Annotated in this window: 30 protein-coding genes and 8 pseudogenes; 15 read left to right on the plus strand and 23 right to left on the minus strand. The window is 39.7% G+C overall.

Features of this window, described 5'->3' with window-relative positions:
* The first annotated feature begins 17 nt into the window (after positions 1-17).
* Both PN838_RS14825 and PN838_RS14830 read left to right on the plus strand, forming a co-directional pair.
* Positions 18-1,056 (plus strand): annotated as a pseudogene (locus tag PN838_RS14825) (serine hydrolase domain-containing protein).
* Between the two features lie 92 nt (positions 1,057-1,148).
* A complete protein-coding gene (locus PN838_RS14830) occupies positions 1,149-1,769 on the plus strand; it encodes a hypothetical protein (RefSeq protein ID WP_272181168.1) in 621 nt (206 codons plus the stop codon).
* A gap of 154 nt (positions 1,770-1,923) precedes the next feature.
* Here the strand turns inward: PN838_RS14830 and PN838_RS27415 are convergent.
* Positions 1,924-2,273, minus strand: a pseudogene (locus tag PN838_RS27415) (hypothetical protein).
* A 170-nt stretch (positions 2,274-2,443) separates the two neighbouring features.
* A pseudogene (locus PN838_RS27420) lies at positions 2,444-3,354 on the minus strand (DUF1593 domain-containing protein).
* A 178-nt stretch (positions 3,355-3,532) separates the two neighbouring features.
* Between PN838_RS27420 and PN838_RS14845 the strand changes: the two are divergent.
* Positions 3,533-3,942 (plus strand): annotated as a pseudogene (locus tag PN838_RS14845) (VOC family protein).
* Positions 3,943-4,057: 115 nt separating this feature from the next.
* On the opposite strand, the gene PN838_RS14850 reads toward PN838_RS14845, so the two are convergent.
* The 4 genes and pseudogenes from PN838_RS14850 to PN838_RS14865 form a co-directional block, all read right to left on the minus strand.
* On the minus strand, positions 4,058-4,603 hold the full coding sequence (locus tag PN838_RS14850; RefSeq protein WP_272181170.1) for a peptidase dimerization domain-containing protein: 546 nt from the start codon (positions 4,601-4,603) through the stop codon (positions 4,058-4,060).
* 19 nt (positions 4,604-4,622) lie between these two features.
* Positions 4,623-4,775 carry a hypothetical protein gene (locus PN838_RS14855; protein WP_272182613.1) on the minus strand — a complete coding sequence of 51 codons (153 nt, stop codon included), beginning with the start codon at positions 4,773-4,775 and terminating at the stop codon, positions 4,623-4,625.
* Between the two features lie 140 nt (positions 4,776-4,915).
* A pseudogene (locus tag PN838_RS14860) lies at positions 4,916-5,143 on the minus strand (M20/M25/M40 family metallo-hydrolase); the annotation flags it as partial.
* A gap of 59 nt (positions 5,144-5,202) precedes the next feature.
* Positions 5,203-5,367 (minus strand): hypothetical protein, encoded by a 165-nt coding sequence (locus tag PN838_RS14865; protein WP_272181171.1) that lies wholly within the window; start codon positions 5,365-5,367, stop codon positions 5,203-5,205.
* 408 nt (positions 5,368-5,775) lie between these two features.
* Here PN838_RS14865 and PN838_RS14870 point away from each other — a divergent pair, with 408 nt between their 5' ends.
* Positions 5,776-6,234 carry a hypothetical protein gene (locus PN838_RS14870; RefSeq protein WP_215964516.1) on the plus strand — a complete coding sequence of 153 codons (459 nt, stop codon included), beginning with the start codon at positions 5,776-5,778 and terminating at the stop codon, positions 6,232-6,234.
* A 103-nt stretch (positions 6,235-6,337) separates the two neighbouring features.
* On the opposite strand, the gene PN838_RS14875 is transcribed toward PN838_RS14870, so the two are convergent.
* Positions 6,338-6,991, minus strand: a complete 654-nt coding sequence (locus tag PN838_RS14875) for a tRNA (adenine(22)-N(1))-methyltransferase (protein WP_272181172.1) — start codon at positions 6,989-6,991, stop codon at positions 6,338-6,340.
* A 173-nt stretch (positions 6,992-7,164) separates the two neighbouring features.
* On the opposite strand from PN838_RS14875, the gene PN838_RS14880 reads away from it, so the two are divergent.
* The 10 genes from PN838_RS14880 (at position 7,165) to PN838_RS14925 (ending at position 12,036) form a co-directional block, all read left to right on the plus strand.
* A complete protein-coding gene (locus PN838_RS14880; protein WP_215964518.1) occupies positions 7,165-7,680 on the plus strand; it encodes a hypothetical protein in 516 nt (171 codons plus the stop codon).
* Between the two features lie 44 nt (positions 7,681-7,724).
* Entirely contained in the window at positions 7,725-8,018 is a 294-nt protein-coding gene (locus tag PN838_RS14885; RefSeq protein ID WP_272181173.1) for a hypothetical protein, read from the plus strand.
* 156 nt (positions 8,019-8,174) lie between these two features.
* Entirely contained in the window at positions 8,175-8,606 is a 432-nt protein-coding gene (locus PN838_RS14890; protein ID WP_215964520.1) for a GNAT family N-acetyltransferase, read from the plus strand.
* 233 nt (positions 8,607-8,839) lie between these two features.
* A complete protein-coding gene (locus tag PN838_RS27945; RefSeq protein WP_272181174.1) occupies positions 8,840-8,986 on the plus strand; it encodes a DUF1304 family protein in 147 nt (48 codons plus the stop codon).
* Between the two features lie 14 nt (positions 8,987-9,000).
* Complete coding sequence (locus PN838_RS14900; protein WP_272181175.1) at positions 9,001-9,213, plus strand: DUF1304 domain-containing protein; 213 nt, start codon at positions 9,001-9,003, stop codon at positions 9,211-9,213.
* Positions 9,214-9,280: 67 nt separating this feature from the next.
* Positions 9,281-9,547, plus strand: coding sequence for a putative quinol monooxygenase (locus PN838_RS14905; RefSeq protein ID WP_272181176.1), 267 nt, complete (start codon positions 9,281-9,283; stop codon positions 9,545-9,547).
* A gap of 258 nt (positions 9,548-9,805) precedes the next feature.
* Entirely contained in the window at positions 9,806-10,147 is a 342-nt protein-coding gene (locus PN838_RS14910; protein ID WP_272181177.1) for a Fis family transcriptional regulator, read from the plus strand.
* A 312-nt stretch (positions 10,148-10,459) separates the two neighbouring features.
* Positions 10,460-10,801 (plus strand): PBPRA1643 family SWIM/SEC-C metal-binding motif protein, encoded by a 342-nt coding sequence (locus PN838_RS14915; protein WP_272181178.1) that lies wholly within the window; start codon positions 10,460-10,462, stop codon positions 10,799-10,801.
* A 92-nt stretch (positions 10,802-10,893) separates the two neighbouring features.
* A complete protein-coding gene (locus PN838_RS14920; protein WP_215964523.1) occupies positions 10,894-11,313 on the plus strand; it encodes a DUF1801 domain-containing protein in 420 nt (139 codons plus the stop codon).
* Positions 11,314-11,601: 288 nt separating this feature from the next.
* Positions 11,602-12,036, plus strand: coding sequence for a BLUF domain-containing protein (locus PN838_RS14925; protein ID WP_272181179.1), 435 nt, complete (start codon positions 11,602-11,604; stop codon positions 12,034-12,036).
* A gap of 26 nt (positions 12,037-12,062) precedes the next feature.
* On the opposite strand, the gene PN838_RS14930 is transcribed toward PN838_RS14925, so the two are convergent.
* From PN838_RS14930 to PN838_RS14940, 3 genes are read right to left on the minus strand one after another with little or no spacing between them, the layout of a single operon-like run.
* A complete protein-coding gene (locus PN838_RS14930) occupies positions 12,063-12,440 on the minus strand; it encodes a DUF1801 domain-containing protein (RefSeq protein WP_272181180.1) in 378 nt (125 codons plus the stop codon).
* 32 nt (positions 12,441-12,472) lie between these two features.
* On the minus strand, positions 12,473-13,009 hold the full coding sequence (locus tag PN838_RS14935) for a methylated-DNA--[protein]-cysteine S-methyltransferase (protein ID WP_272181181.1): 537 nt from the start codon (positions 13,007-13,009) through the stop codon (positions 12,473-12,475).
* Positions 13,006-14,430, minus strand: a complete 1,425-nt coding sequence (locus tag PN838_RS14940; protein WP_272181182.1) for a DNA-3-methyladenine glycosylase 2 family protein — start codon at positions 14,428-14,430, stop codon at positions 13,006-13,008. Before PN838_RS14940 ends, PN838_RS14935 begins: the two co-directional genes overlap by 4 nt.
* Positions 14,431-15,111: 681 nt before the next feature.
* On the opposite strand from PN838_RS14940, the gene PN838_RS14945 reads away from it, so the two are divergent.
* Positions 15,112-15,492, plus strand: coding sequence for a hypothetical protein (locus PN838_RS14945; protein ID WP_272181183.1), 381 nt, complete (start codon positions 15,112-15,114; stop codon positions 15,490-15,492).
* A 13-nt stretch (positions 15,493-15,505) separates the two neighbouring features.
* Here the strand turns inward: PN838_RS14945 and PN838_RS14950 are convergent, their stop codons facing one another.
* The 13 genes and pseudogenes from PN838_RS14950 to PN838_RS15010 all read right to left on the minus strand — a co-directional run bounded on the left by PN838_RS14950 (position 15,506) and on the right by PN838_RS15010 (position 25,460).
* Entirely contained in the window at positions 15,506-15,874 is a 369-nt protein-coding gene (locus PN838_RS14950) for an MGMT family protein (RefSeq protein WP_272181184.1), read from the minus strand.
* Positions 15,875-15,926: 52 nt separating this feature from the next.
* A complete protein-coding gene (locus tag PN838_RS14955; RefSeq protein WP_215964529.1) occupies positions 15,927-16,127 on the minus strand; it encodes a hypothetical protein in 201 nt (66 codons plus the stop codon).
* Between the two features lie 146 nt (positions 16,128-16,273).
* Positions 16,274-16,603 (minus strand): DUF413 domain-containing protein, encoded by a 330-nt coding sequence (maoP, locus tag PN838_RS14960; RefSeq protein ID WP_272181185.1) that lies wholly within the window; start codon positions 16,601-16,603, stop codon positions 16,274-16,276.
* Positions 16,604-17,169: 566 nt separating this feature from the next.
* A pseudogene (locus PN838_RS14965) lies at positions 17,170-17,591 on the minus strand (F0F1 ATP synthase subunit epsilon).
* 15 nt (positions 17,592-17,606) lie between these two features.
* Positions 17,607-18,989: pseudogene (gene atpD, locus PN838_RS14970) on the minus strand (F0F1 ATP synthase subunit beta).
* Positions 18,990-19,016: 27 nt separating this feature from the next.
* Positions 19,017-19,877, minus strand: coding sequence for a F0F1 ATP synthase subunit gamma (atpG, locus tag PN838_RS14975; RefSeq protein ID WP_215964533.1), 861 nt, complete (start codon positions 19,875-19,877; stop codon positions 19,017-19,019).
* 65 nt (positions 19,878-19,942) lie between these two features.
* Positions 19,943-21,488: pseudogene (gene atpA / locus PN838_RS14980) on the minus strand (F0F1 ATP synthase subunit alpha).
* Between the two features lie 14 nt (positions 21,489-21,502).
* A complete protein-coding gene (atpH, locus tag PN838_RS14985) occupies positions 21,503-22,036 on the minus strand; it encodes a F0F1 ATP synthase subunit delta (RefSeq protein ID WP_272181186.1) in 534 nt (177 codons plus the stop codon).
* Between the two features lie 18 nt (positions 22,037-22,054).
* A complete protein-coding gene (atpF, locus tag PN838_RS14990; RefSeq protein ID WP_215964536.1) occupies positions 22,055-22,525 on the minus strand; it encodes a F0F1 ATP synthase subunit B in 471 nt (156 codons plus the stop codon).
* 45 nt (positions 22,526-22,570) lie between these two features.
* A complete protein-coding gene (gene atpE / locus PN838_RS14995) occupies positions 22,571-22,795 on the minus strand; it encodes a F0F1 ATP synthase subunit C (protein ID WP_215964537.1) in 225 nt (74 codons plus the stop codon).
* Between the two features lie 108 nt (positions 22,796-22,903).
* Positions 22,904-23,695 (minus strand): F0F1 ATP synthase subunit A, encoded by a 792-nt coding sequence (gene atpB / locus PN838_RS15000; protein WP_215964538.1) that lies wholly within the window; start codon positions 23,693-23,695, stop codon positions 22,904-22,906.
* Complete coding sequence (locus PN838_RS15005; protein WP_272181187.1) at positions 23,685-24,047, minus strand: ATP synthase subunit I; 363 nt, start codon at positions 24,045-24,047, stop codon at positions 23,685-23,687. Before PN838_RS15005 ends, atpB begins: the two co-directional genes overlap by 11 nt.
* 531 nt (positions 24,048-24,578) lie before the next feature.
* Positions 24,579-25,460, minus strand: coding sequence for a ParB/RepB/Spo0J family partition protein (locus PN838_RS15010; RefSeq protein WP_215964540.1), 882 nt, complete (start codon positions 25,458-25,460; stop codon positions 24,579-24,581).
* Positions 25,461-25,467: the final 7 nt, after the last annotated feature.

Genomic DNA, 25,467 nt, shown 5'->3' on the forward strand with positions numbered 1-25,467 from the left:
GTAAAACAGGAAACATCATGAAGATAACAAGAACGACGTTAATTGTAAGAATTGTATTATTTGTCGGTACCTTTACGTCAATGTTTTTTGTCCCTTGGATTTTAGTCAAAGCCTGGTTGATACCACTACCAGACACTGTTCAAGAGCAAGTCATCGAGGCGATAAACTACGACTTTGATGGCATGGTTGTTTATGTCGATAAAGCGGGGAGCCACCAGCGTGGTATACCGCAGGGTGGAAAGACCGAAACAATAAAATTCCTGCAGATCCAAACGCCTTATTCAAAATCGCCAGCATCAGCAAATTGTACGTTTCAGTCGCGACGGCAAAACTCGTCAACGCCAACCGCTTGTCACTGGATAAAACCCTGACTGACTATTTTCCAGAACTGGTTGGCCGAATAGAAAACGCCGACAAAATAACGTTACGATTAATGGTTCAGCATCGCAGCGGCATTCCAAATTATACCGACACACCGGCTTATTGGGATGCACCTCCGGATACCAGCGATGAAAAGCTCGCCCTTGCACTTGATTTACCCGCGACATTTGCCCCAGGTTCGAGTTACGAATATTCAAATACCAACTACTTATTATTGGCAGAACTTATAAAAAAGTGGTGGGTTACAGCCATCACCAATTTATCAAAGAAGAAATTTTAATACCTCTTGGGCTTACAAATACGTTCAGCTCGTTAAGCGAAGTTGATATTGATGACGTTATGGGGGGTTATTATGTTGGTGTTGAGCAAGATATTAAAGCAAACGACTACGGGTCGATGTTAGCCACGGTAGAAGATGTCGGTATTTTTCTGCGTGCGTTAAATGATGGCTCGGTATTTAAAGAGGGTGAAAAAGAAATCTACTCTTCTATTTATGTCTATGAACATGGCGGGTTAATTCCCGGCTATCAAAGTTTAGCAGAGTATCACAAAGACATTGACACCATAGTTGTCCAAGTGATTAATACCACAGACTTTAATGGCTACGACTGGAATTTGTCGCAAATTTTATACAGCCGTATAGTGAAAATTTTAAGAAACCAGCACGCTAATTAACAAGCGTATAAAAACGAGCTTGCTCTTCGACAAACTTAAAACAACAAAGCGACTTTCGAGTCGTACTTACTGACCATAGTGAAGGATTATCGATGTACCGAATTTTAATTATTTCCTTATCAATATTTATTGGCGCTTGTTCTAGCGTGGCTTCTAAAGACCGGCCTAGCAGTTATTATCAGGGTAATACAAACACAAAAGGCATTACCAGTGACTCGTTATTAGGTGAAAACGACCAAAAGATAAACGAATTACTTTATTACCAAGTAAAGCTACCAGCCAAAAATAGAATCGCGATTTTGAAATTAAGTCGAGACAATCAGTGGCAATTTTACTCTAACGACTTTACGACCCTTACGACATCTTTAATTGACGGGTTTATTTCTGAGCTACGTTCGTCTCCTCGGGTATATGACGCTTCGTTTTTACCGGCCATGTTAGTTCCTGATAAAAGAACGGTTCCCTCTTTAAGAGAAGCGGCAGCAAGGTTCCAAGCCGACTTACTACTGGCTTATAGAAGCTCATGTAATTCCTATAATAAATATCGATTTATGGACCCGAACGAAACCAAAGCTTATTGCTCTGTAGAAGCCGTATTGCTCGATGTTCGCTCTGGCGTAATTACCAAGTCTGTTGTGAGTACTCAAGATTTTGTTGCAGTAAAACAAAAAGACGATGTTAACTTTTCGGAAACAATAAAAAAGCGGAATTAGAAGCGGTCGCCAAATCGCTATTAGACGTCGCTAAAGGCGTTAACAACTATTTGTTAACCGTACCAACTATCAACAATTAATTGAAAAAACAAATACCAAGAGGTTGCTCGTTACTGAATATCAGCACAAGTAACCTCTGTTTTTTGTTGCAGGTCTATTTAGGTTCAACTGTGATAACAATCCGTTTATAACTCGACAAAGCTGGCGTGCCCTTATCAGACACTTTTAAAATAATATGTACCGTTTTTGTTTCGGTTACTTCTGGCGCTGTTATGTAGATCGCGTGCGCATTATTGGCAGCACCGGTAGAAACCGTTTTTTATAAGTGCCCGCTTCTGGGTAGTCAAACCAAATAAAGCTCAAGTTATCACCATCTGGATCGTAGGAATCACTGGCATCCAATGCCAAACTTTGTCCAGACTTTACGGTCATACGATCTGAGCTTTTTAATACCGCTATTGGTGCGTGATTCGCTTGTTGATAACTTTGAGTTGTCCAATCCATTCGTGCCGCAAAATCATTTTGCAAATCATCTCGCCAGCGCCATAGCGTTTCTTTATAACCTTCAAAGCTACGCTTACCGGGGATGGTTGCCCGGCCATATTCTCCCGCCACATAAGGAGTAAACGTATCTGTGGCATTGGTCCAAATTGCCCGGGTTTCAGGGGCGATAATCACATCCGATCCCCCTTCCTTAGTTTTTGAAAAGTCTGGGATATAGAGTTCATATCGTCCCCCCAGCCTCCCCAGTTCGGTTTTTCTGCATGATTTAACCCATTCGGGATTAAAGATAAAAAAGCCGGTGTATCGCCTTCCACGCCCCAAGCCACATCTGGATATCGAGCGCCTAAAGGACCGTGACCTTGCTGAATGTTAGTAGCAAACCACTTATTACTTATTGTGCTGTTATCTATACCGTCGATAACTGAATTAATGCCTGTCCATGTTGCGCTACCATAGTCATCACCTGGGCTCACAATATAAAATAAATTAGGGAAATTGTTTCTGATCCAAATCCCGCTATCGTCTTGGTCAGAAATGGTATAAACCCTAATTTTAGCAATCAGCGCCTTGGCTTCATGAGCGGGTTTGGTTTTGCGTATTTTATACAACGCCTGAGCTAGGGTATTTACGCCTCCCCAGGTTGATATCCATAGCGGACGTTTATCATTTTTTCAAGCTCCGCAATGATCAAATCTGAACCTTGAGAATCATGACCATCTCCAACCCCCTTCATACCGTAAAGTGGCAAACCAGATTTAACCAGTTGCAAAAGTGCTTTGCCACTTGGGTAATCCGATTGATGATTGACTAAATTAGGCTGAACTTCACTATAAGCATTAATCACCTTAACAATCGACTCCGGTTCAACCGAGTTTTTGTGCCAAACAGACGTTGTTGCGACAATCCCTTTAATGTCGATTTCATTGGCGTACAAAAACAGCCGGACTAATGACTGCGTATCGTCAGGATCTGCTTCTATGTCTGTTAAAATGATCACTCTATGTTTTTCATAATCTTGAGCGTAACCAAGATTAAGTGTCACGGTTAAACATATCGTTATTAAAAGGAATAAATATCTCATCGATTAAACCCACAGCCAATTACAATGGGGATAAATTAAACCTCCTATGCACTATTGGTCTATTACGGTTTTTTATTTATTACGTATTATTACTTTTATATTTATTTAATTTGGTAAAATTGCTAAATCAATTTAGCCGTCAAACATACATTCAACCCTGTTAGTAATTAAGGATTTCATGTCAAAGTCAGTGCAACATATTGGGGCAATATCTCTGGTCGTAGAAAACTACGATGAAGCAATTGAGTTTTATACATCAAAACTGCAATTTACGTTAGTCGCCGACACCGACTTAGGAGATGGCAAACGCTGGGTTTTGGTATCCCCGCCAAACTCAAATGGCACTAACTTACTGTTAGCGGAAGCGAGCAGTGAGGCGCAAAATAAAGCGGTTGGTAATCAAACTGGGGGAGGGTATTTCTGTTCCTACAAACCAATAACTTTTGGTACGACTACGAATTGATGAAAGCAAATGGCGTGGTATTTGACGAAGAACCCCGTGTTGAAGAGTATGGTACGGTAGTTGTTTTTCAAGACTTGTACGGCAACAAATGGGACTTGTTACAACTGGTTATTCCAACACTCTGACACAGTTAAGTAGTTAGCAACATGGATTTTACATACCCGTTTAGTCGCCACCTTGTTTAAGTTCTGTATCAAATGCTTTAATTAATACTTAAACAAGGCGACAGAAAATGCTTAATTATTTACCCGTTAGCGCTTTGAGTATAATTGTCCAATGATCTAAACCACCGTAAAATGCTTTAATCGGTAAACGCTCATTTAATCCGTGTGCGAACATGTCATCTGGATTCATAAACGCGCTAGATATCGCCCAAGTTGGGATCCCAGCTTTACGAAAATGCATGCCGTCGGTGCCACCAGACTCCATATAAACAACTATATCTACTTTTGGATAGCGACTATGAACTGCCTTACTAATCGCCGCCATCACATCTGCTCTTGGTTCTGAAATTGGGCTTTCAACTGGTGAGCCAGTCACGACAAACTCAACTGCGTCATTGTTAATCGCTTGTTTGAGTTGCTTTTGCACCTGCGCCACCGTTGTCCTAGGGAATATCCGGCAGTTTACGGTAACCATTGCTGATTGAGGCAGGGCATTTTCTGCATGTCCCGCTTTTAACATCGTAGGCACACATGTGGTACGGGTAGAACCGACATAAGACGGTTCGATTTCCAACCGGTCTGATGCCGCTTTATTATTGGGGTTATTGGCAAATTGCATCATTGCTTGACCCAACTCTCCCCTAGCTTTTGTCCTGATATCCGAAAAAATCACGGGTCATTTCACTATATTGAACAGGAAAATGGTATCCCTGAATTTTAGTAATCGCATCTGCGAGATCATAAATCGCATTATCCATTTTAGGTCGCGAGCTATGGCCACCAGCATTACGAATAGTAAGTTCGAACGTGGCGTAGGTTTTTCTGCGGCTTGAACCAAATAGGCAACAGGCTTTCCGTCTGCACTCAAGTCTCCACCTCCTGCGTCCGAGTTAAGCGCAAACTCAGCTTCTGCCAGTTCTGGCATGTCGTTCGCTAACATTTGGGTAGTTGTCATGCCGGTTTCTTCGTCACCAGAAAAGGCAATTATCAAGTCACGATTTGGTATAAAACCTTCATTTTTTAGCCGAATAAAGGTCGCTGATAACATAGTAATACCGTATTTGTTATCAATGGTACCGCGACCATAAAAATAGTTATCATCTTGGGTTAATTTAAACGGTGGGCGCTCCCAGTCTTTAGCTAATGCTTCAACAACGTCCATGTGCCCAATAAGTAAGATGGGCTTTTTACCCGAAGAACCATCGCCTCTGTAACGTACAATTAACGAAGCTGTTTCCCCTTGGGAATAATTTGAATGTCTTTTGCTGCAAAGCCTGCTGCAGTAAATTCACTTGCCAAATATTTAGCCATTTTAGGAACATTACCGCGACCCGCTACGGTTGGGATTTCTATTATCGTTTGATATATTTGCGGGCTTTTTAGCATGGTTTGAATCCGCATTAGGGACACTCAAAACCGAAAACGTAGCGCTAAGTAGCACAAAAATGCCTAACAATTTTTTCATAATTAACTTATACATATCCTAAATGAACAACTAGCATATACCCGTTTATACAAAAACGATAGCGTGCCGTTTTTCACATACATAACCATTGTAAAACTCGAATCATTGCACTTATTGTTTCGGGGTTATCTATCGGGCTTGGTTGGCACGGCCATTTTTGGTTGTCTAAAAGGGAACACCAACAAGCGGTGAACCATTAACAATTGTCAGGTGTGTGACAAACTCTTTGGATTATTGCCTTCGCTTCGCTAAAGTAGAACCAATTTTTACGTGTAATAAAAATATAGCGTGACCTGTTTTGGACTAAATCGGCATAAGGAACAATAATTGTGATAATTGATTGGGGTGTTGTCAGCTCTGCGGCTACCGCTGTGGGTTCGTTGGTTACGGCGCTTGGCGTTGGTTTTGGTGCGTGGCAAATTAAAGTCGGTAAAGAGCAAGCGCAAGCGACATTCGAAGATAGTTTAGATCAACAGTACCGCTCGTTATCAATGGAACTGCCAGTAAGTGTGCTAATTGGTGAACCGGTTGAAGAAAGTGATAGAAACCAGGTACGTGAGCTCATTTATAATTACCTTGATTTGAGCAACGAACAAGTCTATTTAAGGGCCAAAGGGCGTATTTCTAAACATACATGGACCTCTTGGTCTCAGGGAATAAAATTACATTTAGCGAAACCATCATTTGCCGAAGTGTACTCAGAAATAAAAGATAAATGTGACTTTACCTACTTAAATCGACTCGTAGCATCGGATTTTCAATCTGATCCAAAAAGTTGGTATCGCTAAGTCAGAAATGTCAATAAACCTATGATTCTTAAGTTATCTATTCCTCGACTTAAGGTGGGTTTTAAATGCTGTTTCTATTTAAGGTTAATCTGGTTATACGCATCTATGATGTGCTGTGCCTTGTTGTTCCCCTTTTGAATACGCTGATAATGGCTAAGCGTTTTATGTAGATACCTTTGGGCAACCTTCTCTTGTTCTGCGGACTCCCCTGCCAAATACTATCGCCGACAGGACTGATATCATGCTGGATATCGCTTGCGAGAGAAACATGAAGGATTTCATAAAAACGTTTATTGTCTTCGACTAAAACTTCATCGTTTAAACTGAAACCAAGCTCGATTAATTTTTGACGTAAAGAAAATTGATGATGTACGGGACACAATAAAAAGTCGAGTTTCAGGTTTTTATGTTCTTGCTGTTTTTTGTGCAGCGCTTCAATAAATTCAATCATTAAATCGCCACCCACACCTGCGATAATGACTAACTGTTGACCGTTAAAATCCCCTATAGGCAACTTTGCAACATCCAAGCAATGTGTTTTCCACAATGCGCTTTGAAGTGGGTAATGACGTTGTAGTTTAGTTTCTACCTCAGTCATTAGCGTCGGCACGATATCGACAAAATGTATTGTCGAACCCAAATTACGATCTAATAAAGCGGCACCTAAATAGCCATGATCACAGCAACAGTCCCAAATATGAGCATATCTGGAAGACACCATCTGTTCTATTTGCTTTAATCTTTTACTGAGTTTCAAAAAATGGTCCATTTAGCTATTCGACTGCCCGCATTGTATAGGGGATTGGGCAACGCCGACAAGTAACCATCAGGAACTCGACTTAGTATTAAACTTGTCGTTTTAACTAAAATTGCCAATAATGGCAAAAGCTTTAAGATAATGAATGATATACCGACCTAGGAATCGTAAACATGGACCAACAAAAGTGGTATAAAAACCCTGAGATGATAGTGGCATTATCGGCGCTTCTAATTGGCCTAGTAACCGCTTTCACATCTATTTATTCTGCTTATATTGACCGGGAATATTCTAGAGCCTCTGTATGGCCAAGATTGGAGATATTCAGAAGTCACAATCATGATTCCTTCAGTTACACGATAAAAAATAATGGCACTGGACCCGCGTTAATACATGATGCCAAAGTATTAAACGGCACCACATATATAAAGTACTGGCAAGAAATCCCACAATTTAAAAGCTTTGTGCAGTCGCATATAAGCAACCGTACCTTATCACCTCAAAATACAATAAGTCCGCTTGTGTACAATGGCGAACATGCAAAAGAATTTAAAATGGCCGATGAGTCAATTCAAATTGAGCTTTGTTATTGTTCAATCTATGACGAGTGCTGGGTAGTTGACAGAAATAATCAACCAACGCCAATTGAATACTGCGAAGTAAACGAAGCGCAAAAGTTTCTGCAATAACACAATGTGAGTTCACGATTTACAAACAAAAGGATGCGTTAACCGTGACATTCCCCATTATTTCAACCTATATATTTGGCATTTTTATTGCCGTCGTTGTGCTTTTCCAGTTTGCATTAATATTTGGTGCCCCGTGGGAGAAATGGCGATGGGTGGAAAATTTGGGACGTTTACCTGTTAAAATACGCATCGCAGCGGTGATGCAAATCATACTGCTTTTATTAATGGCTGAAGTTGTATTCTCTCATTCGGGACTAGTTAACGATGTAAACTTTGGTTTTTTCATATGGTCTTTCCAGACTATGCTATTTGGGTGGTCGTCGCTTTATGTTTATTAAGTTGTGTTGCAAATACCATTACCCCGAGTAAAAAGAACGAGCATTATGGGCCCCGGTTTCGACCATTTTACTAATTTGTGTTTTAGTCGTTGCTCTCAAATAGGCAAACAACTAGGTAAACAACTACCGTTATCAAGCACCGCAAGGAGAACTAAAATGGTTACCGGTTACTGGGTAAGTAATAACTTAAAGGATATGGATCTCAATGCCATTCATGGTTATATATCTCAATCTTATTGGGCGAAAGGCATTCCGATTGAAACGATGGAAAAAGCGATTAACAACTCTGTGTGTTTTGGTATTTTTACCGATTCAGGTGAGCAAATCGCCTTCGCTAGAATGATAACAGACCGTGCAACGTTCGCGTATTTAGCCGACGTTTTTGTATTAGAGCATCACCGAGGCATTGGTCTAAGTAAATGGCTAATGGAAGAAGTGGTTAAACACCCTGAGTTACAAGGATTACGTCGAATAGCGTTAGCAACTCGAGACGCCCACGAGTTATATAAACAGTTTGGTTTTACCGAATTACATTCGCCACAATCGTTTATGGAATTACACCAACCAGACGTTTACAAAAAGACATGACGTTAAACGTTTAATTATTTTAACATCTCATATCCGGCAATTTACCATTGTTAAATGCAACCTTTTACGACACAGATACCTTGTATTCTTTATTGCCAATCATCCAAAAGTTAGGCATGTTAGCGTGTCTTATTTGGTTTTTGGCTATATATTGTTGCCATATTGAAAACCCTCAAACAACTTCCCCTTCGTCTTAAGGGTTATCGCTTAATCACAAAAAGTAGGAAATAATTTTGGATATTGCTGCAAACATACTCGTGCTGTTCATGGCCGTGCTTCATATTTACATATTAGTTATCGAAATGTGGTTTTGGGATAAACCACCGGGGCTAAGAGCATTTGGATTTAAAAAGATTTTGCAACCGCCACTAAGGTATTAGCTGCCAATCAAGGTTTGTACAATGGCTTTTTAGCGGCAGGGTTAATATGGGGCTTAGTGCATCAAGATCCATTTTTTGGCCTGCAAATTCAATTGTTTTTCTTATCCTGTATCTTTGTTGCCGGTATTTTTGGCGCAATAACATCGTCAAAAAAGATCCTATTTGTGCAAAGTGTACCTTCGTTAATTACGATAATATTTGTACTGTTTAATTATTTAGGACTTTAATTTTACTTAATATCAGAAAAAACAAGGCCAACATGGCCTTTTCAAGTGATGATGAAATGCTTAAAAAGTGATATTGCAGGGCTATATAATAATTCCTGACGCAGATTTAAAGGAAGTGAATTCAGAATTGGATTTGCACATAAAATTAACACTCGGCGAACCTAGGTGCTTAATATTTGAAGTAATACATGATCAACAAAACCCGAACAAACTGCATGTCTACGAGGAATTTGTTGACGAACATGCATTTGAATATCATCAAAATCGAGTAAAATCTTCGAAATGGGGCAGAGTTACCACACGGGTTGAGCGACATTATAAGATTACTCACTGACTTCAAGATTAAAAATGGGCGACACCCAATATAGTAATAAGACGCACCGATTGTGAAATATAATTGCAGTACATAAACAAGTATTAGAAAGAAAATTGGAATGCCCAGTACAAGAGAAATTTAAATTTTCAAACTAGACTTTGTAATTCAAAAAATTACCCAGTTACTTAAAATGAATTTAAAGAACTGGTGTTTAGAATTTTAATTCACAACCTTCAACTCATGTTCGAACCACCCAAATAACAAGTAGATCCATCTATGCGAAAGACAGACAAAAAATTAGACAAACAAATTACGCTGGTGCTGAATGACATATGTGAAACAAAGTTAAAAGATTATTCAGGTTTTAAATGGGTTACACACTTAGCCAATTTTTCTAATTTTCCAAATAGCCTAAAAATTGCCATCGTATTTGATACTAACCAAAGTTTAACGCTGTTTAGAACAACAAATAACGACTCGAAAATCATTTCATTAATACAAGACAAACTGTCAAAAACCGGCATTGCGATCAAAGACCCTATTAAAAAAATTATTTTTGATACCGAAGAAAATTGCGAGCAACAGCATGGTGGAAATTGGCAACTTAGATTGAGTTAAATCGCTGTTTTAAGCCCCTTCGATTCCGCAGCGGTAATATAGAAGCCGTTTTGCTCAAAGCCTAAGGCGAGTTTGTTGCCGAAATTGTTTTAGTTTATATCAATGACCGTTATATGGTTGATCACGCAATGGTTTTTTAAGACTCGTTGCAGTTAAAACAAACTAAAAACAGATTCATGGCGATTTATCACACAACGATAAGTAATCAACTGGGCTGTATGATAAACTGCGCGCGTTTTTAGTACCGACCAAATATGCCCCACCATCAAAAATGGTTGCCGTTTTTTAATTTCAAACAGTTTAGGTTACAACATGTCAGATAAGTTCTTTTTTAAAGGCCGCCAAGATGCTCGCCAAAAACACATAAAATACGGTTACGAAGGTAAACTATATAACAAGCCTAGTAGCAAAAAATTACCTCTGCAATTAATCGTCACCTCAGAGACGCGTAAAGCCGAAGTAACTAAACTTGCTACAGAAGCCCAAATGTATGTTGATATCACGGTAGATTTAAGTGAGGGCGCTGTAGAATCCATCGCTGAGCTAACAACGCTATTAAATAAAGCTGAAACAGTTAAAGTAGATAAACTACCCGGTCGCAATGACCCTTGCGTATGTGGCAGTGGGCAAAAATATAAAAAATGTTGTGGTTAATTCGCTTCTGAATTCATTCCGTATTATTTTATATAACACAAAACAGTATGTTGCGACCTTCTGCGCAGCTAAATTAAAAAGACTGATTACCTATGGAATTAAGTGTTCAGAAAAAGTTTGAAACCTATCCCGACGATATTGCCGCCGCATTATTACGGATAAGAACACTTATTTACCAAGTAGCAGAGCAAGACGGTATTGATAAGTTGGAAGAAACCTTAAAATGGGGCGAACCCAGCTATATATCGCCAATTGGAAGTACAATCAGGTTCGATTGGAAAGCCAAACATCCCGACGAATATTGCCTATACTTCAACTGCAAAACAACCTTAATTGAAACCTTTAAAGAAATCTACGGTGAGACTTTTGTATACCAAGGTAACCGAGCTCTTGTGTTTAAAATAATCCAAATTGATATTGACGCAATTACCGACAATCCGGCTCTTGCACATTGTCTATCTATGGCATTGCGGTACAAAAAGATTAAACACCTCAAATTGCTAGGTGCATAATTATACGGTCTTATTTAATGATTTAATTTGGTTAAAAATTACCGCGCTAGAACATTTCCTTATTTCTGTTCTACACTGTAGGTTACCTGTTTTATTTTGAGTCGCACTGTTTGGCGACTTTTAGGCCATAAGCCGCCCATGGATTGAAATTAATACGGTCATAAATATTTTATATGTCTAATAAAACAGTAATGATTAGCCAATGTTCAAACATCGGTTAACTTAATGAGTAGACAATTAGAATGTGTGTGAAAAAGAATAATTAAATAACCAAGATGTCATAACACAATGAAAAATAACGAAAACTTACGTGTAATAGTTTACGTTTCTGAGCTTACATCAGACGTGGCTATTATTGATAAAACGTTAAAGGATATTATTACTAGTGCAAATCGTTTTAACGAAGAACACAAAATTTACGGTGCACTTTTTTATCATAATCAGCGCTTTTTACAGCTAATTGAAGGTGAGCACGACAAGTTATCATTACTTATGGATAAGTTGTATGCCGACACAAGACATACCAATTTAAAAGTAGTTGTTGATGCCCCCATTGGGGTTCGGACCTATGAAGATTGGACGCTAGATTTATTTAATCTAAGTGAAAATCAAAAGATAGACTTTGATCATATAATTACCATCAAAAAAATGTTTGATGCCCAATGTAAAATGGATGGTTGGTTGTTTGTACAAACCATAAAAGACTACATCAATTTAACGTAATTTTGGCTTATTCAAGTTACCCGCAACTAACATGACAAATCAATTCCAGATCGTCCCATCGTCACCATTTTTGTTAAAAACGACGTAAAGTTTTCATTTGTTATTGATTTGGTTTTACTCAAACGGATACAACCTTTTCCTAAATTATACCCTTCTAATAACTGACCTGTGGGATCCACTTTTGAAATATTTCCAACATATAGACTAACCGTATTTTTCTGGGCATTTAAATGACACATTACAATGTCATTAATTTTAAAACACAGCATTTTGTAGTTAATAGAAAGTTCTGTTTCTGGGGCCATTTCGAGTATTTTCTGTTGCAGTAATAACAACTTTTCTTTTCGCCAGTCATCTTCTAATGCAGCGACATAGTGTTCAGGTGTATTTACGTCATATTGCATACAAACTCCTTAATTGAAAAACGTTGTGTCGGTTATAGCAGTGGGATCTGCTGTTGTTCAAATATTAATAGCCATTGTTTTTTATCTAATCCACCAGCATAACCAGTAAGTGTGCCATTAGCCCCAATTACTCGATGGCAGGGCACAACAACCGCTAACGGATTTTTACCATTTGCAGCCCCAACCGCCCTTACAGCCTTAGGGTTATTTAAAACTTTAGCCAGATCCCCATAGGAACAGGTTTCGCCATAGGGGATTTGAGTAAGGCCCTGCCAAACTTGACGTTGAAACTCAGTACCAAAGTCACTTAAATGACAAAGTAAGTCATTAAACTCGGTTCTACGGTGAGCAAAGTACTCAGTTAATTGAGTGAAGGCTAAATCTAATAATGGGTGTTCATCGGAATTTTCGACATCAACCAAATCAGACTCTTTTACAAAGACAATCGACTTATAAACAGCGGGTTTAGAGGTGAAATTAACAACTCTAATTTCTAGTGGCCCCAGTGGTGTGGTCAGCCAGCGTGTTAATTGCGTGCCTTGCTCTTTATTATACGGATCTATTTTCATAACATTCCCCACATAGTAAATGTCATATATGAACGCCAAGGCTTTGCATGCTCGACATTAATGCTTGGGAAAATATCCAATGCCTTTTTAATACCTAAATCGGTATCAAGCCAGATGTCCGGGTGACCCTCACCGCGTAATTTTGCATACTCAACAGTCCAAGGTCCAATGCCTTTTAATGCTAACCATTGATCAATATCATTTTCAGCACCTGTTCCTTTTGTTGCAACAAAGTGGTTAGCCAGATTTAAAATGGTCTGTTTTCGAGCACCAGGGATCTTTAAAAAGGCCAAGTCAGATTTAGCGACTTGCTCTGGGGTTGGAAACCAGATCCGTTCATGGGGTTTGTCACCATTGTTTATGTGATTAGCGGGCAACGCCACCCACTTTCTGTCACCTAACTGCTCCACTAACGTATTCAATAGGTTTGTCGCTGCTTTTACCGAAACTTGTTGGCCAAAAATAGCTCGGATCCCCGCCTCAAATGCATCCCAACATTTAGGAATGCGTAACCCCGAAATAATATGATGATCGGGTAAACCCGCACTGCGCAGTGACTGTTCAATGAGCGCGACGTTGGCATCTAAGTCAAAAATTTCACGAATGCGCTGACTGACTTGATAGAGGTATTTCGGGTTATCAAGTTCAATACTAACGTTAAATCCATGTTTATCTGGCCGATGCACCGCATTAAACCAACCTTTAACATACTGACCATCAGGCTGTTGCCAAGTGAATGTTCTACCGTAGGAACTTTGCCCAAGTGTTTCAACCGTATTGATCTGCCTATATTCGCAAAAACTTCGCCAATGCTGCCAGTTAAATGGTGGCTGGTAATTGAGCTGCAGACGAATAGGCACGTCTGCAGTGTGAAGTTTTTTGATCTCCGTTGGTGTTTTAGTCGTGATCCGCTTAAATGCGTCGTTAAATCGCCTAACATTATTAAAACCACAGGAAAAGGCTACATCTTGTATAGGCAAATGAGTTTGATGTAATAATGCTTTCGCAAACAAAATTTGCTGATGTTGAATATAAGCTTTTGGTGAAACCCCTAATTGTTGCTCGAACAGCTTTCGTAAATATCGATCAGTAATGCCTAGACGCTCAGCAAGAGTAGTCAAATTTAAATCGTGAAAACCTTCGTTGTGAATAATATTTAGCGCTCGTTTAACCGTTGTTGCTGTGCCGAACCAAGCAGGAGAAAAGGGCGCAGACTCTGGACGACACCGTAAACATGGTCGATATCCTGAAACTAAAGCCTCAGAAGCTGTTTCGAAATATTCAACGTTTTCTTCTTTAGGGGGCGTGGCTGGACAAATCGGACGACAAAAGATCCCAGTCGTCTTCACTGCGGTAAAAAATACACCGTCAAATCGGGCGTCTCGAGAAAGTCGAGCTTGTTGATAGTCTATTTGAACCATAATTTATTCTTCATCTTTAGCAATTAAACAAAAGTCTAACGTAAATCGGCAATAAAACTAGATGAATTCGGAACAGAATGTTAACAAACTTGATATGGCTTTTTTCTTTCCATATCGCGTGTTTTTGAGTTTTTGGGTTATATTATAGTGACTCAATTTACAAATTACGGGTTAACCTTGTTAAAAACTTATAAACGGCTCTTGTTCTTTATTGCCATATCCGCCAGCCCTCTGGCATACAGTACAATAATTAAAGTACCAGCTCCTCGTTCGGTTTTTGATATTTCCCATGATTATCACGTTAAATTAATCAACCTTGCGTTAAACCAAGTCAGCGGAAGTGACTACCAAGTTCGCACCCTTAATCAAGTTAGTTTGTCCTAGGGCCGCGCAGAAGCTGAACTTAAAAAAGGTAAAACAATTAATTTGTATTGGTTTGGCGCAAGTAAAGAGCTAGATCACACATTGCGCGCAATCCCAGTCCCTACAACAAGAGGACTCATTGGTTTTCGTAAATTCATTATTCGGAAAGAGTCACTTCCTTCTTTTAATAAGATAACAAACGCCAAAGCACTCCGAAAAATGATTGCTTGCTAGGGCGAACACTGGCCTGATACCAAAATACTGCAAGATGCAGGTTTACCTGTCACAACTTCAGTGCAGTATGAAAGCTTATTTAAAATGGTAAAATTTAAACGTTGTGATTATTTTCCGCGCGGGTATCACGATGCAGAAAATGAGTTAGTTATGCGTAAACGTACCTACCCAGACTTAGTCAGCTATCCAAATATATTATTGCATTACCCATTTGCGGTTTATTTTTATACTAATAAAGAGAACGAGCAGCTAGGTAAAGATTTAGAAGAAGGTATGCATAAACTTGCACAACTTGGTGAAATAGAAGCCCTAATGAAACGCCATGAGTTAACAAAATCAGTTTATCCGCTTAAAAATGAAAGCAAAACCGTGCATATATCCATACCCAACAATTACATTACACCTAATCCACTGATCAAAGACGGGCGTTATTTCATCCAACCACAAGATTTCAAAATTGATTAAACTTGATTAAACATTAATTTGTTAATTCGAAAAGCAGTTGTTCAAGACTTGGATGCCACTGATATTGTTTTAAGGATACTGTTCGGCCCTTAAGAAAGATGCCTTCGTCCATCAATAACGCTTTTTGTCGTTGAAAGTCTTCACTACCAAGCGTAAAAGCCAATTGACCCGACGAGCGGAGTACTCGATACCAAGGCACGGGTTTATTATTGTGACCTTCTTTGGGAATAAATTGCATTGATTTACCAACTAACCGAGCTCTGCCCGGCAAACCGGCTAGGTCGGCGATTTGACCGTAACTTGCAACTTTCCCCACAGGGATTAGCTGAACTACAGACCATATTTTTTGGTACGTTTGTAAGCTACTCACAAATAACAACACTTACGTTCCATATGGAACAATGACTTACGCCCATTCACCATGCAAGAACACGCTATAGCGTTTTATAATATTCATAACGAGATATAAGGTGCTCTTGAACGCCTACGTCAGTGTAATTTTGATGAATATATTTAAATATTTCAGGTTTACTCATTAGGCCACGCTTTTCTTTATAAGCCCAATAAGACGTCATTAAATCGTACTGAATTTCTTCTTGTTCTTGCTTAGTTCTCACTGCGATATTATGAACCATGACCATCACTCAAAATTAATTTTGGTTATTCTAACCTGAACGATAACAAATTCTAGTTTTATCCCATATTCAGAATAAGTTTTGCCTTTCCGACGAGCCATATTAATTTGAGCACTAAATTTATGCTCGCCATTATCAATTGTTTACTAGGTATTTATGGCGATTTGGCCATTTCCACAATGTGCTGACATAAAAAATCGTTTAGCTCTTCTATGTTCTATAGCTAACTGATATTTTCGCCATACTTTTACGCTTAATTGCGTGCTAGTTGCGCCATTAACGATTGCATCTACGAATTCTCTTTCTTCATCTAAGATAGGTTCAATGGCACATTCAGCTAACGCCTTTAAAAGTTGGCCATTTTGGGTAAGGAATTCTGCTTCTAAGACGGTAAAAAGTCCACAACGTCTAAACCCTTCAGGGAAATTAAGATCGTCATAGAATCGCGTTCGCTGTTTTCTAATATCTTTTATCATGGGTTACCCTTAACTATTTACGAACAATAAAATGCAAAGTGTTAATCAGTTTGGCAATTTATAAGCTGAAAATAAGACAACGCCATGACAGAAAAGTGTCTTTTTTAGAACATCTACGATATTGAAAAGATACGAGTTGAATAATCTAAAACCAACATGTTTTTATAAAAAATACCGTCCTTAGCGAAAGGGCTGCTTTTAACCAAATAGCTAAATAAGTAACCATAAAACTGAAATTACAGGCGTTTATACCGTAACGGTTGGTTCTACTAGTGTAATTGAACCATTAACCGCAGGTGTTATGTGTATTAAGGCACGCAAAAAGCCGTTTTAAGCGTCAATATAAGATAATGAGCTGTGGTGTATTACCCGGCGAAACATCGCCCTTTGTGGGGCATTAGGGGCCTTTATCTACAAATGAGGGATCGACGGAATAGTGCAATTAATTATGGAAGTAAAGTTGGTAGGCTAGTCAAACACGTAAAAACAAAAACCCAGCCTAAGCTGGGTTTTAACTTTCAATCTAAACACGAAGTGTAAATCAAAATAAATTCTAGGAAGCTAATTTAGCCTTTACGAATTTGTTGGATAACACGTAATTGTGCAATAGCTTGAGCAAGCTCAGCTGCTGCTTCAGCATATTCAAAGTCAGCGCCTGGATTTGCAATAGCTTCTTCAGCAGATTTTTGTGCTGCTAAAGCTTCTGCTTCATCTAGGTCTTCTGCTCTAAGAGCTGTGTCAGCCAACACGGAAACGCTACCAGGTTGTACTTCTAAAATACCACCGGCAACGTAGAAAAACTCTTCTACTCCGTGTTGCTTAACTACGCGTACCATGCCTAAGGTTTAATGGCAGTAAGTAAAGGCGCGTGACCTGGATAAATACCCAAATCACCTTCACTACCTGTTACTTGTAATGTTTCAACAAGACCAGAGAATAATCTCTTTTCCGCGCTTACTACATCCAAGTGGACAGTCATTGCAGCCATTGTACGCTCCGTATTCTATTTATTCGCTTTTTCTACCGCTTCGTCGATAGAACCAACCATGTAGAACATTTGTTCTGGTAGTTCATCGTAGTCACCATTCAGAATGCCTTTAAATCCTGCAATAGTGTCTTTAAGCGATACGTATTTACCTGGAGAACCAGTGAATACTTCTGCTACGAAGAAAGGTTGAGATAAGAAACGTTCAATCTTACGAGCTCGAGATACAGTCTGTTTATCTTCTTCAGATAATTCGTCCATACCCAAGATAGCGATGATGTCTTTTAACTCTTTGTAACGTTGTAATACAGTTTGTACGCCACGTGCAACGTCATAATGCTCTTGACCAATAACTAATGGGTCAAGCTGACGTGAAGATGAATCTAGTGGATCGATCGCTGGGTAAATACCTTTTGATGCGATATCACGAGATAGTACAACTGTAGCATCTAAGTGAGCAAACGTTGTTGCTGGTGATGGGTCAGTCAAGTCATCCGCAGGTACGTATACCGCTTGGATTGAAGTGATTGAACCAGTCTTAGTAGATGCGATACGTTCTTGAAGAACACCCATTTCTTCAGCAAGTGTTGGTTGGTAACCAACGGCTGAAGGCATACGACCAAGTAGTGCAGAAACTTCTGTACCAGCTAGTGTATAACGATAGATGTTATCAACGAAGAATAAAACGTCACGACCTTCGTCACGGAATTTCTCAGCCATTGTCAAACCAGTTAAGGCAACACGTAAACGGTTTCATGGAGGCTCGTTCATTTGGCCGTAAACTAGAGATACTTTATCTAGTACGTTTGATTCGTTCATTTCATGGTAGAAATCGTTACCCTCACGAGTACGCTCACCAACACCTGCGAATACTGAGTAGCCGCTGTGCTCGATTGCGATGTTACGGATAAGTTCCATCATGTTTACGGTTTTACCAACACCGGCACCACCGAATAGTCCAACTTTACCACCTTTAGCAAACGGACATACAAGGTCGATAACCTTGATACCAGTTTCTAGAAGTTCAGTAGAACTTGATTGTTCTTCATATGAAGGTGCTTCACGGTGAATTGTATAACGCTCTTCTTCACCAATTGGGCCCGCTTCATCAATAGGGTTACCTAGTACGTCCATGATACGACCTAGGGTCTTAGTTCCTACAGGAACTTCGATTCCTTTGCCAGTACCGACGACAACAGCACCACGTGACAACCCGTCAGTTGTACCCATCGCGATTGCGCGAACGATACCACCACCAAGCTGTTGTTGTACTTCTAATGTTAAGCCTTCAAGCTTACCATTAGTAACTTGTATTGCGTCATATACCGCAGGTACTGCATCTTGTGGGAACTCAACGTCCACAACTGCGCCAATGATCTGTACGACCTTACCTTGACTCATGACATTTCCTCATAAATTTTTGTTAACCTAAACCGCCGCAGAACCAGCACATATCTCAGAAATTTCCTGAGTGATGGCTGCTTGACGTGCCTTGTTGTAAACCAATTGTAAATCGTTGATAAGGTCACCCGCATTGTCTGTAGCGGCTTTCATTGCAACCATACGTGCAGCTTGCTCTGAAGCTGAGTTTTCAACGACACCTTGGTAAACCTGTGATTCCACATAACGAACTAATAAAGCGTCTAACAACACTTTAGGATCTGGTTCGTAGATGTAATCCCAGTTTCCTGACATGTCTTCATCTTCTGATTTTGGTAAAGGTAATAACTGATCGATCGTCGGTTCTTGCGTCATTGTGTTAACAAATTTGTTATACACAACGAACAAGCGGTCGATTTTGCCTTCATTGTAAGCGTCTAACATAACGCGAACAGAACCAACAACGTCTTGTACAGACGGTGCATCGCCGAGTCCTGAGTTTGCAGCAACTACTTTACCGCCAAAGCGGTTAAAGAAGCCGATAGCTTTAGTACCAATCGCAGCGAAGTCAACTTCAACATCAGCTTTGAAATACTTTTCAGCATCTTTTGCTACGGCTTTGAACTCATTTGCGTTCAAGCCACCACACAGACCACGGTCAGACGAAATCACCACATAACCTACACGTTTCACTTCACGCTCTTCCAAATATGGATGGCGAAATTCCAAGCTACCACGTGCAATGTGACCAATCACTTTACGCATAGTTTTCGCATATGGACGGCTAGAAGCCATACGGTCTTGAGCTTTCTTCATTTTAGAAGCTGCAACCATTTCCATAGCGTTGGTAATCTTCTGAGTATTTTTAATACTACCGATCTTACCTTTTATCTCTTTTGCGCCGGACATGTGATTCTCCGATAAACGTTCAACGAAAGTGAGTTACGCTTTAATAGCGAACTCACTTAACCTAATTACCAAGTTTGAGTCGCTTTGAACTTCTCAATGCCTTCTTTCAAACTTGCTTCGATTTCGCCGTTGAAGTTACCAGTTGCATCAATATTATCCATAAGCTCAGTGTAAGTACTTTGCATGAATGAAATTAACGCTGATTCGAAGTCCAATACTTTAGATACTTCGATGTCCTGTAAATAACCTTTTTCAGCAGCAAACAATGAAACACCCATTTCAGCAATTGACATTGGTGCATATTGTTTCTGTTTCATCAACTCAGTTACACGCTCACCATGCTCTAATTGAGCACGAGTTGCTTCATCTAGATCAGATGCAAACTGAGAGAACGCCGCTAATTCACGGTATTGCGCAAGTGCTAGACGGATACCACCACCTAGTTTCTTGATAATCTTTGTTTGTGCCGCACCACCAACACGAGATACCGAGATACCAGCATTTACAGCTGGACGGATACCTGCGTTGAACATGTCAGACTCAAGGAAGATTTGACCATCGGTAATCGAGATTACGTTAGTCGGGACGAATGCTGATACGTCACCTGCTTGAGTTTCAATGATTGGAAGTGCTGTTAAAGAACCTGTTTTGCCTTTAACTTTACCTTCAGTGTAACGTTCAACATAAACGTCATTTACTCGAGCAGCACGCTCTAGTAGACGTGAATGAAGATAGAAAACGTCACTCTAGGTATGCTTCACGACCTTGGTGGACGTTTAAGAAGCAAAGAGATTTGACGGTAAGCAACAGCTTGCTTAGACAAATCATCATATACGATTAGTGCGTCTTGACCGTTATCACGGAAATATTCACCCATTGTACAACCAGAGAATGGCGCTAAGAATTGCAATGCAGCAGATTCAGAAGCAGATGCAGCAACGATGATAGTATTATCTAACGCACCGTGCTCTTCTAGTTTACGTACAACGTTAGCGATAGTAGACGCTTTCTGACCGATAGCGACATACACACACTTAATATCAGAATCTTTCTGATTGATGATTGCATCGATTGCCAACGCAGTTTTACCTGTTTGACGGTCACCGATAATAAGTTCACGTTGTCCACGACCAACTGGGATCATAGAGTCAACAGACTTATAACCAGTTTGAACTGGCTCGTCTACCGATTGACGTTCGATTACACCAAGGTGCAATTTTTTCTACTGGTTCAAAACCAGCAGCGTCGATTGGACCTTTACCATCGATTGGCTCACCAAGTGTGTTTACAACACGACCTAGTAGCGCGTCACCTACTGGAACCTGTAAAATACGGCCAGTAGATTTAACTTTTGTACCTTCTCTAAGGTCCGCATATGGACCCATAACTACCGCACCTACAGAGTCACGCTCTAGGTTTAAGGCGATAGCATAGCGGTTACTCAGGAAGCTCGATCATCTCACCTTGCATACAGTCAGCTAGACCGTGGATGCGGATGATTCCGTCGGTAACAGATACGATAGTACCTTCGTTACGTGCTTCGCTGACAACGTCAAACTGTTCAATTCTTTTCTTGATCAGTTCGGCGATTTCAGTTGAGTTAAGTTGCATGCTCAAATCCCCAATTACGATTGCAATACGTGTGATAAACGATCTAACTTGCCGCGGATTGTTGCATCAATAACGGTATCACCCGCCTTGATTAACATCCCGCCAACAACAGAGTTATCAACGCTGCAATTCAGCTTAATTTTGCGTGCTAGACGTTTTTCTAATGACGAAGATAATGCAGTTTCCTGCGCACTTGTCATCTCGATTGCTGAAGTGATTTCCACTTCAATTTCATTCTCGTACTCTGCTTTAAGTTCTGCGAACATTTCAGCAACAGCCGGAAGTGCAATCAATCGTCCATTCTCGGCCAATACTTTTACAAAGTTTTGACCGTTTTCATTCAGTTGTTCACCACATACTTTGATAAATAAATCAGAAGTAGCATCTGGTGAGTGAGAGCCAGACAAAAAGGTAACAATGTCGCTATTTTTTGCAACTTCTGAAGCAAAAAATAACATGTCGTTCCAATTCGAAACTGCTTGGCTTTCTACAGCGAAATCAAATGCAGCTTTAGCGTAGGGACGAGCTACTGTAGTCAATTCAGACATATTGCTCTATTCCTCTGCTTAAAGTTCTGCAACTAGTTTATCTAGGATATCGCTATGGGCAGCAGCATCTATTTGACGCTCTAAGATCTTCTCTGCACCAGCAATGGCTAAAACAGAAACCTGTTGACGAAGATCTTCCTTCGCGCGATTGCGCTCAGCTTCAACTTCCGCTTGACCTTGAGCAATGATTTTCTCACGCTCTTCATGTCCACGGGTTGTTTCTTCATCAACGATTTGTGTCGCACGCTTTTTGGCTTGCTCAATAATATCAGCAGCTTGAGCTTTAGCGTCTTTCAACTGCTCAGTTACTTTATGTTGGGCAAGTTCTAAGTCTTTTTCTGCACGTTCACCGGCAGCAAGACCTTCTGCAATCTTATTCTGGCGTTCTTCAATCGCACCATTCAATACTGGCCATACGTATTTCATCGTAAACCAGACAAAGAATATAAATGCAATCGCTTCGCCTAACAGAGTGGCATTAAGATTCACAACCGCTCTCCTTAATTAATTTAATGTTCGGAATGGACGAATTAATTAAAGTGCGAACATCAAGTATAACGCAATCGCCACACCAATCATCGCGATAGCATCGATTAGACCCGCTACGATGAACATTTTTACTTGCAGCTGTGGAGCTAGTTCAGGTTGACGAGCAGCAGATTCTAAGAATTTGCCACCTAGTATACCGAAACCGATAGCTGTACCAAGTGCACCTAAGCCGATTAGTAAAGCAACAGCGATGTAAATAATTGGATCCATTTTTATCTCCAAATGGTTAGTTAAGTTAAAGTTAAAGTTAAAAGTAAAACTTGATAGGACTTCCTGTCCTATAGATGGTGATTAGCCATCTATATAAAATCTTAAAAATTAGTGATCTTCGTGAGCTAACGATAAATATACAATAGTTAGCATCATGAAAATAAACGCTTGTAGCGGTATAACTAATAAGTGGAATGCAGCCCAGATAAAGTGAGCTGGCAATTGCCAAACACCAATCAGACCAGCAATTAGGATGAATATCAATTCACCTGCATATAAGTTACCGAATAAACGTAAAGCTAAAGACATTGGCTTAGCAAGCAAAGAAATAACTTCAATAATAAAGTTAAACCAGTACAACCAAGGTGTATTAAACGGGTGAGCATAAAGCTCTTTCATAAAGCCGCCAAAGCCTTTAATTTTAATCGAATAGAAAATCATTAGGACAAACACGCCCAGTGCTAATGCAGCTGTCATATTAAGGTCTGTAGTTGGTACAACCTTCATATATACGTCGTGTGGGTCATAACCCATTAGACCGCCGATCCATTGCGCTAAAGAAGGCAAGAAATCAACTGGGATAAGATCCATTGTATTCATTAACAATACCCACATAAAGATGGTTAATGCTAATGGTGCGATAAGTGGGTTTTTGCCGTGGAAAGTATCTTTAACACTTTGACCAACAAATTCGACAATCATTTCAACAAAACATTGAAATTTCCCCGGTACGCCGACAGTTGCTTTTTTAGCGACACTGCGGAATGAAAGAATGAATACCAAGCCGAGAAGGATAGACCAAGCAAGTGTATCCACATGCCATGTCCAAAAGCCTTCACCCACTGACGCATTGGTCAGATGGTGCTTGATGTAACCCTGTGTAGTGAGTTCACCAGCCATTGTTAATTTCCCAAAAGTTTAAAGTTATTAAAAAAATCGATTGCATAAACTGGCTAACTTTCATAATCACAAACCCTGCTAATAACGCCGGAAATACAACCGGAAGGGTCTTGATGACTAAAATAAACAGCGCACCAGTTAACATTATCTTTACCGTTTCACCGCGATAAAATGAAGCCGCAACTTGTTGTAGTTGTCTTGCCCCACTAAAACGAAACGCATATATAGTAAATATAAAAGCAGGAAGTACATCTAACATAACGCCAATCATAAATGACTGGCCAGCTTGCACTTCCCAAATAATTCCTACGGTAATCGCTAACAACATCCCAATGCTAATTTGCAAAGCCAAAAACTTAAATGCTTTGACTCTATTTATCTGGGAAAGATGTTGTACCAAAAATCGATTACCCTAACTTGTCATACGCACCCTACTTGGTGCAAAAACTGACTCCACTGAACTAAAAACGTCACAATTGCTAAATTGTGGTGCATCAAGAGTCAAAAACTCGCGAAATTATACGTTTAAATGGTTTATTTGCAAGTTTTGCCAACCTTATTGTGTCTTTATCCTTTAAGCTCTATTTCCGCGTTGCGTGCAGTGAATACCAATAATTTCGGCGAACAGGCAGATCGTTGATTTTGTTAACTAAACGCGACAAAAATGACACTTTTGTTGCAACTTACTAAAACTAAAGTTTGGCAGCTAAGTGTATTTAGTGAAATAAACATGGTGAATATTGATTATTAAATGATGTTTATTCAGTTACTTTGCGTATAAACAAACATATTTTCTTAGATCACTTAGAGTAAATAATCTAAATATGGTTATATCAGCGAATAAACTGGATCCGCTGATATTATCTCTAAATGTTAAACCGACTTATTTTAAGTGGTTCAAAATACCATCTAGTTCATCGAGTGAGGTATAGGAAATAACCATTTTTCCTTTGCCTTTTCGATTGTAAGATATCTCTACTTTGGCACCTAGTTTCTCAACTAACTGTTGTTCGAGTAGTTTTACGTCAGGATCTTTAACTTGTTCTGCTTTTGGCTTAGCTTCCTGCGATAAACTGTTTACCAGTTTTTCAGTTTCACGAACGGTTAGTTCTTTTGCGACAACTTTACGTGCAGCTAACACTTGCTCATCGCCACCTAAACCCAGTAACACTTTAGCGTGTCCAAACTCAAGATCACCATGTTCCATTAAGGTTTTTACATCGTCTTCGAGTTTATTTAAACGCAAATAGTTAGTGACCGATGTTCTTGATTTGCCGACAGCATCTGCTACTTCTTGGTGTGTTAATTCGAATTCATCTTGAAGGCGTTGCAAAGCAATCGCTTCTTCCATTGCATTTAAGTCTTCACGTTGAATATTTTCGATAAGCGCAATAGCAACGGCCGCTTCATCTGGAACATCTTTGACAATGACAGGTACCGAGTCTAATTGGGCGATTTGAGATGCACGCCATCGACGTTCACCGGCAATAATTTCATATTGATCATCGCCAACAGGTCGAACAATTATTGGTTGAATAATGCCTTGGGTTTTAATTGATGCGGCAAGTTCTTCTAAAGCATCAGGAGACATATCTTTACGAGGTTGATATTTACCAGGTTGCAATTTTTCAATCGGAAGTTTCGACACAGCCGCAATTTCGTCATTAGGCTGCGCTGTTGAATTTCCTGTTGGATCGGCTTTATTCGATTGGGTCGCTAATAGAGCGTCAAGACCTCTTCCTAATCCACGTTTACGAGCAGACATTATTTTT

The sequence above is a fragment of the Psychrosphaera algicola genome (assembly GCF_028401425.1).
GTDB classification, from domain to species: domain Bacteria; phylum Pseudomonadota; class Gammaproteobacteria; order Enterobacterales; family Alteromonadaceae; genus Psychrosphaera; species Psychrosphaera algicola.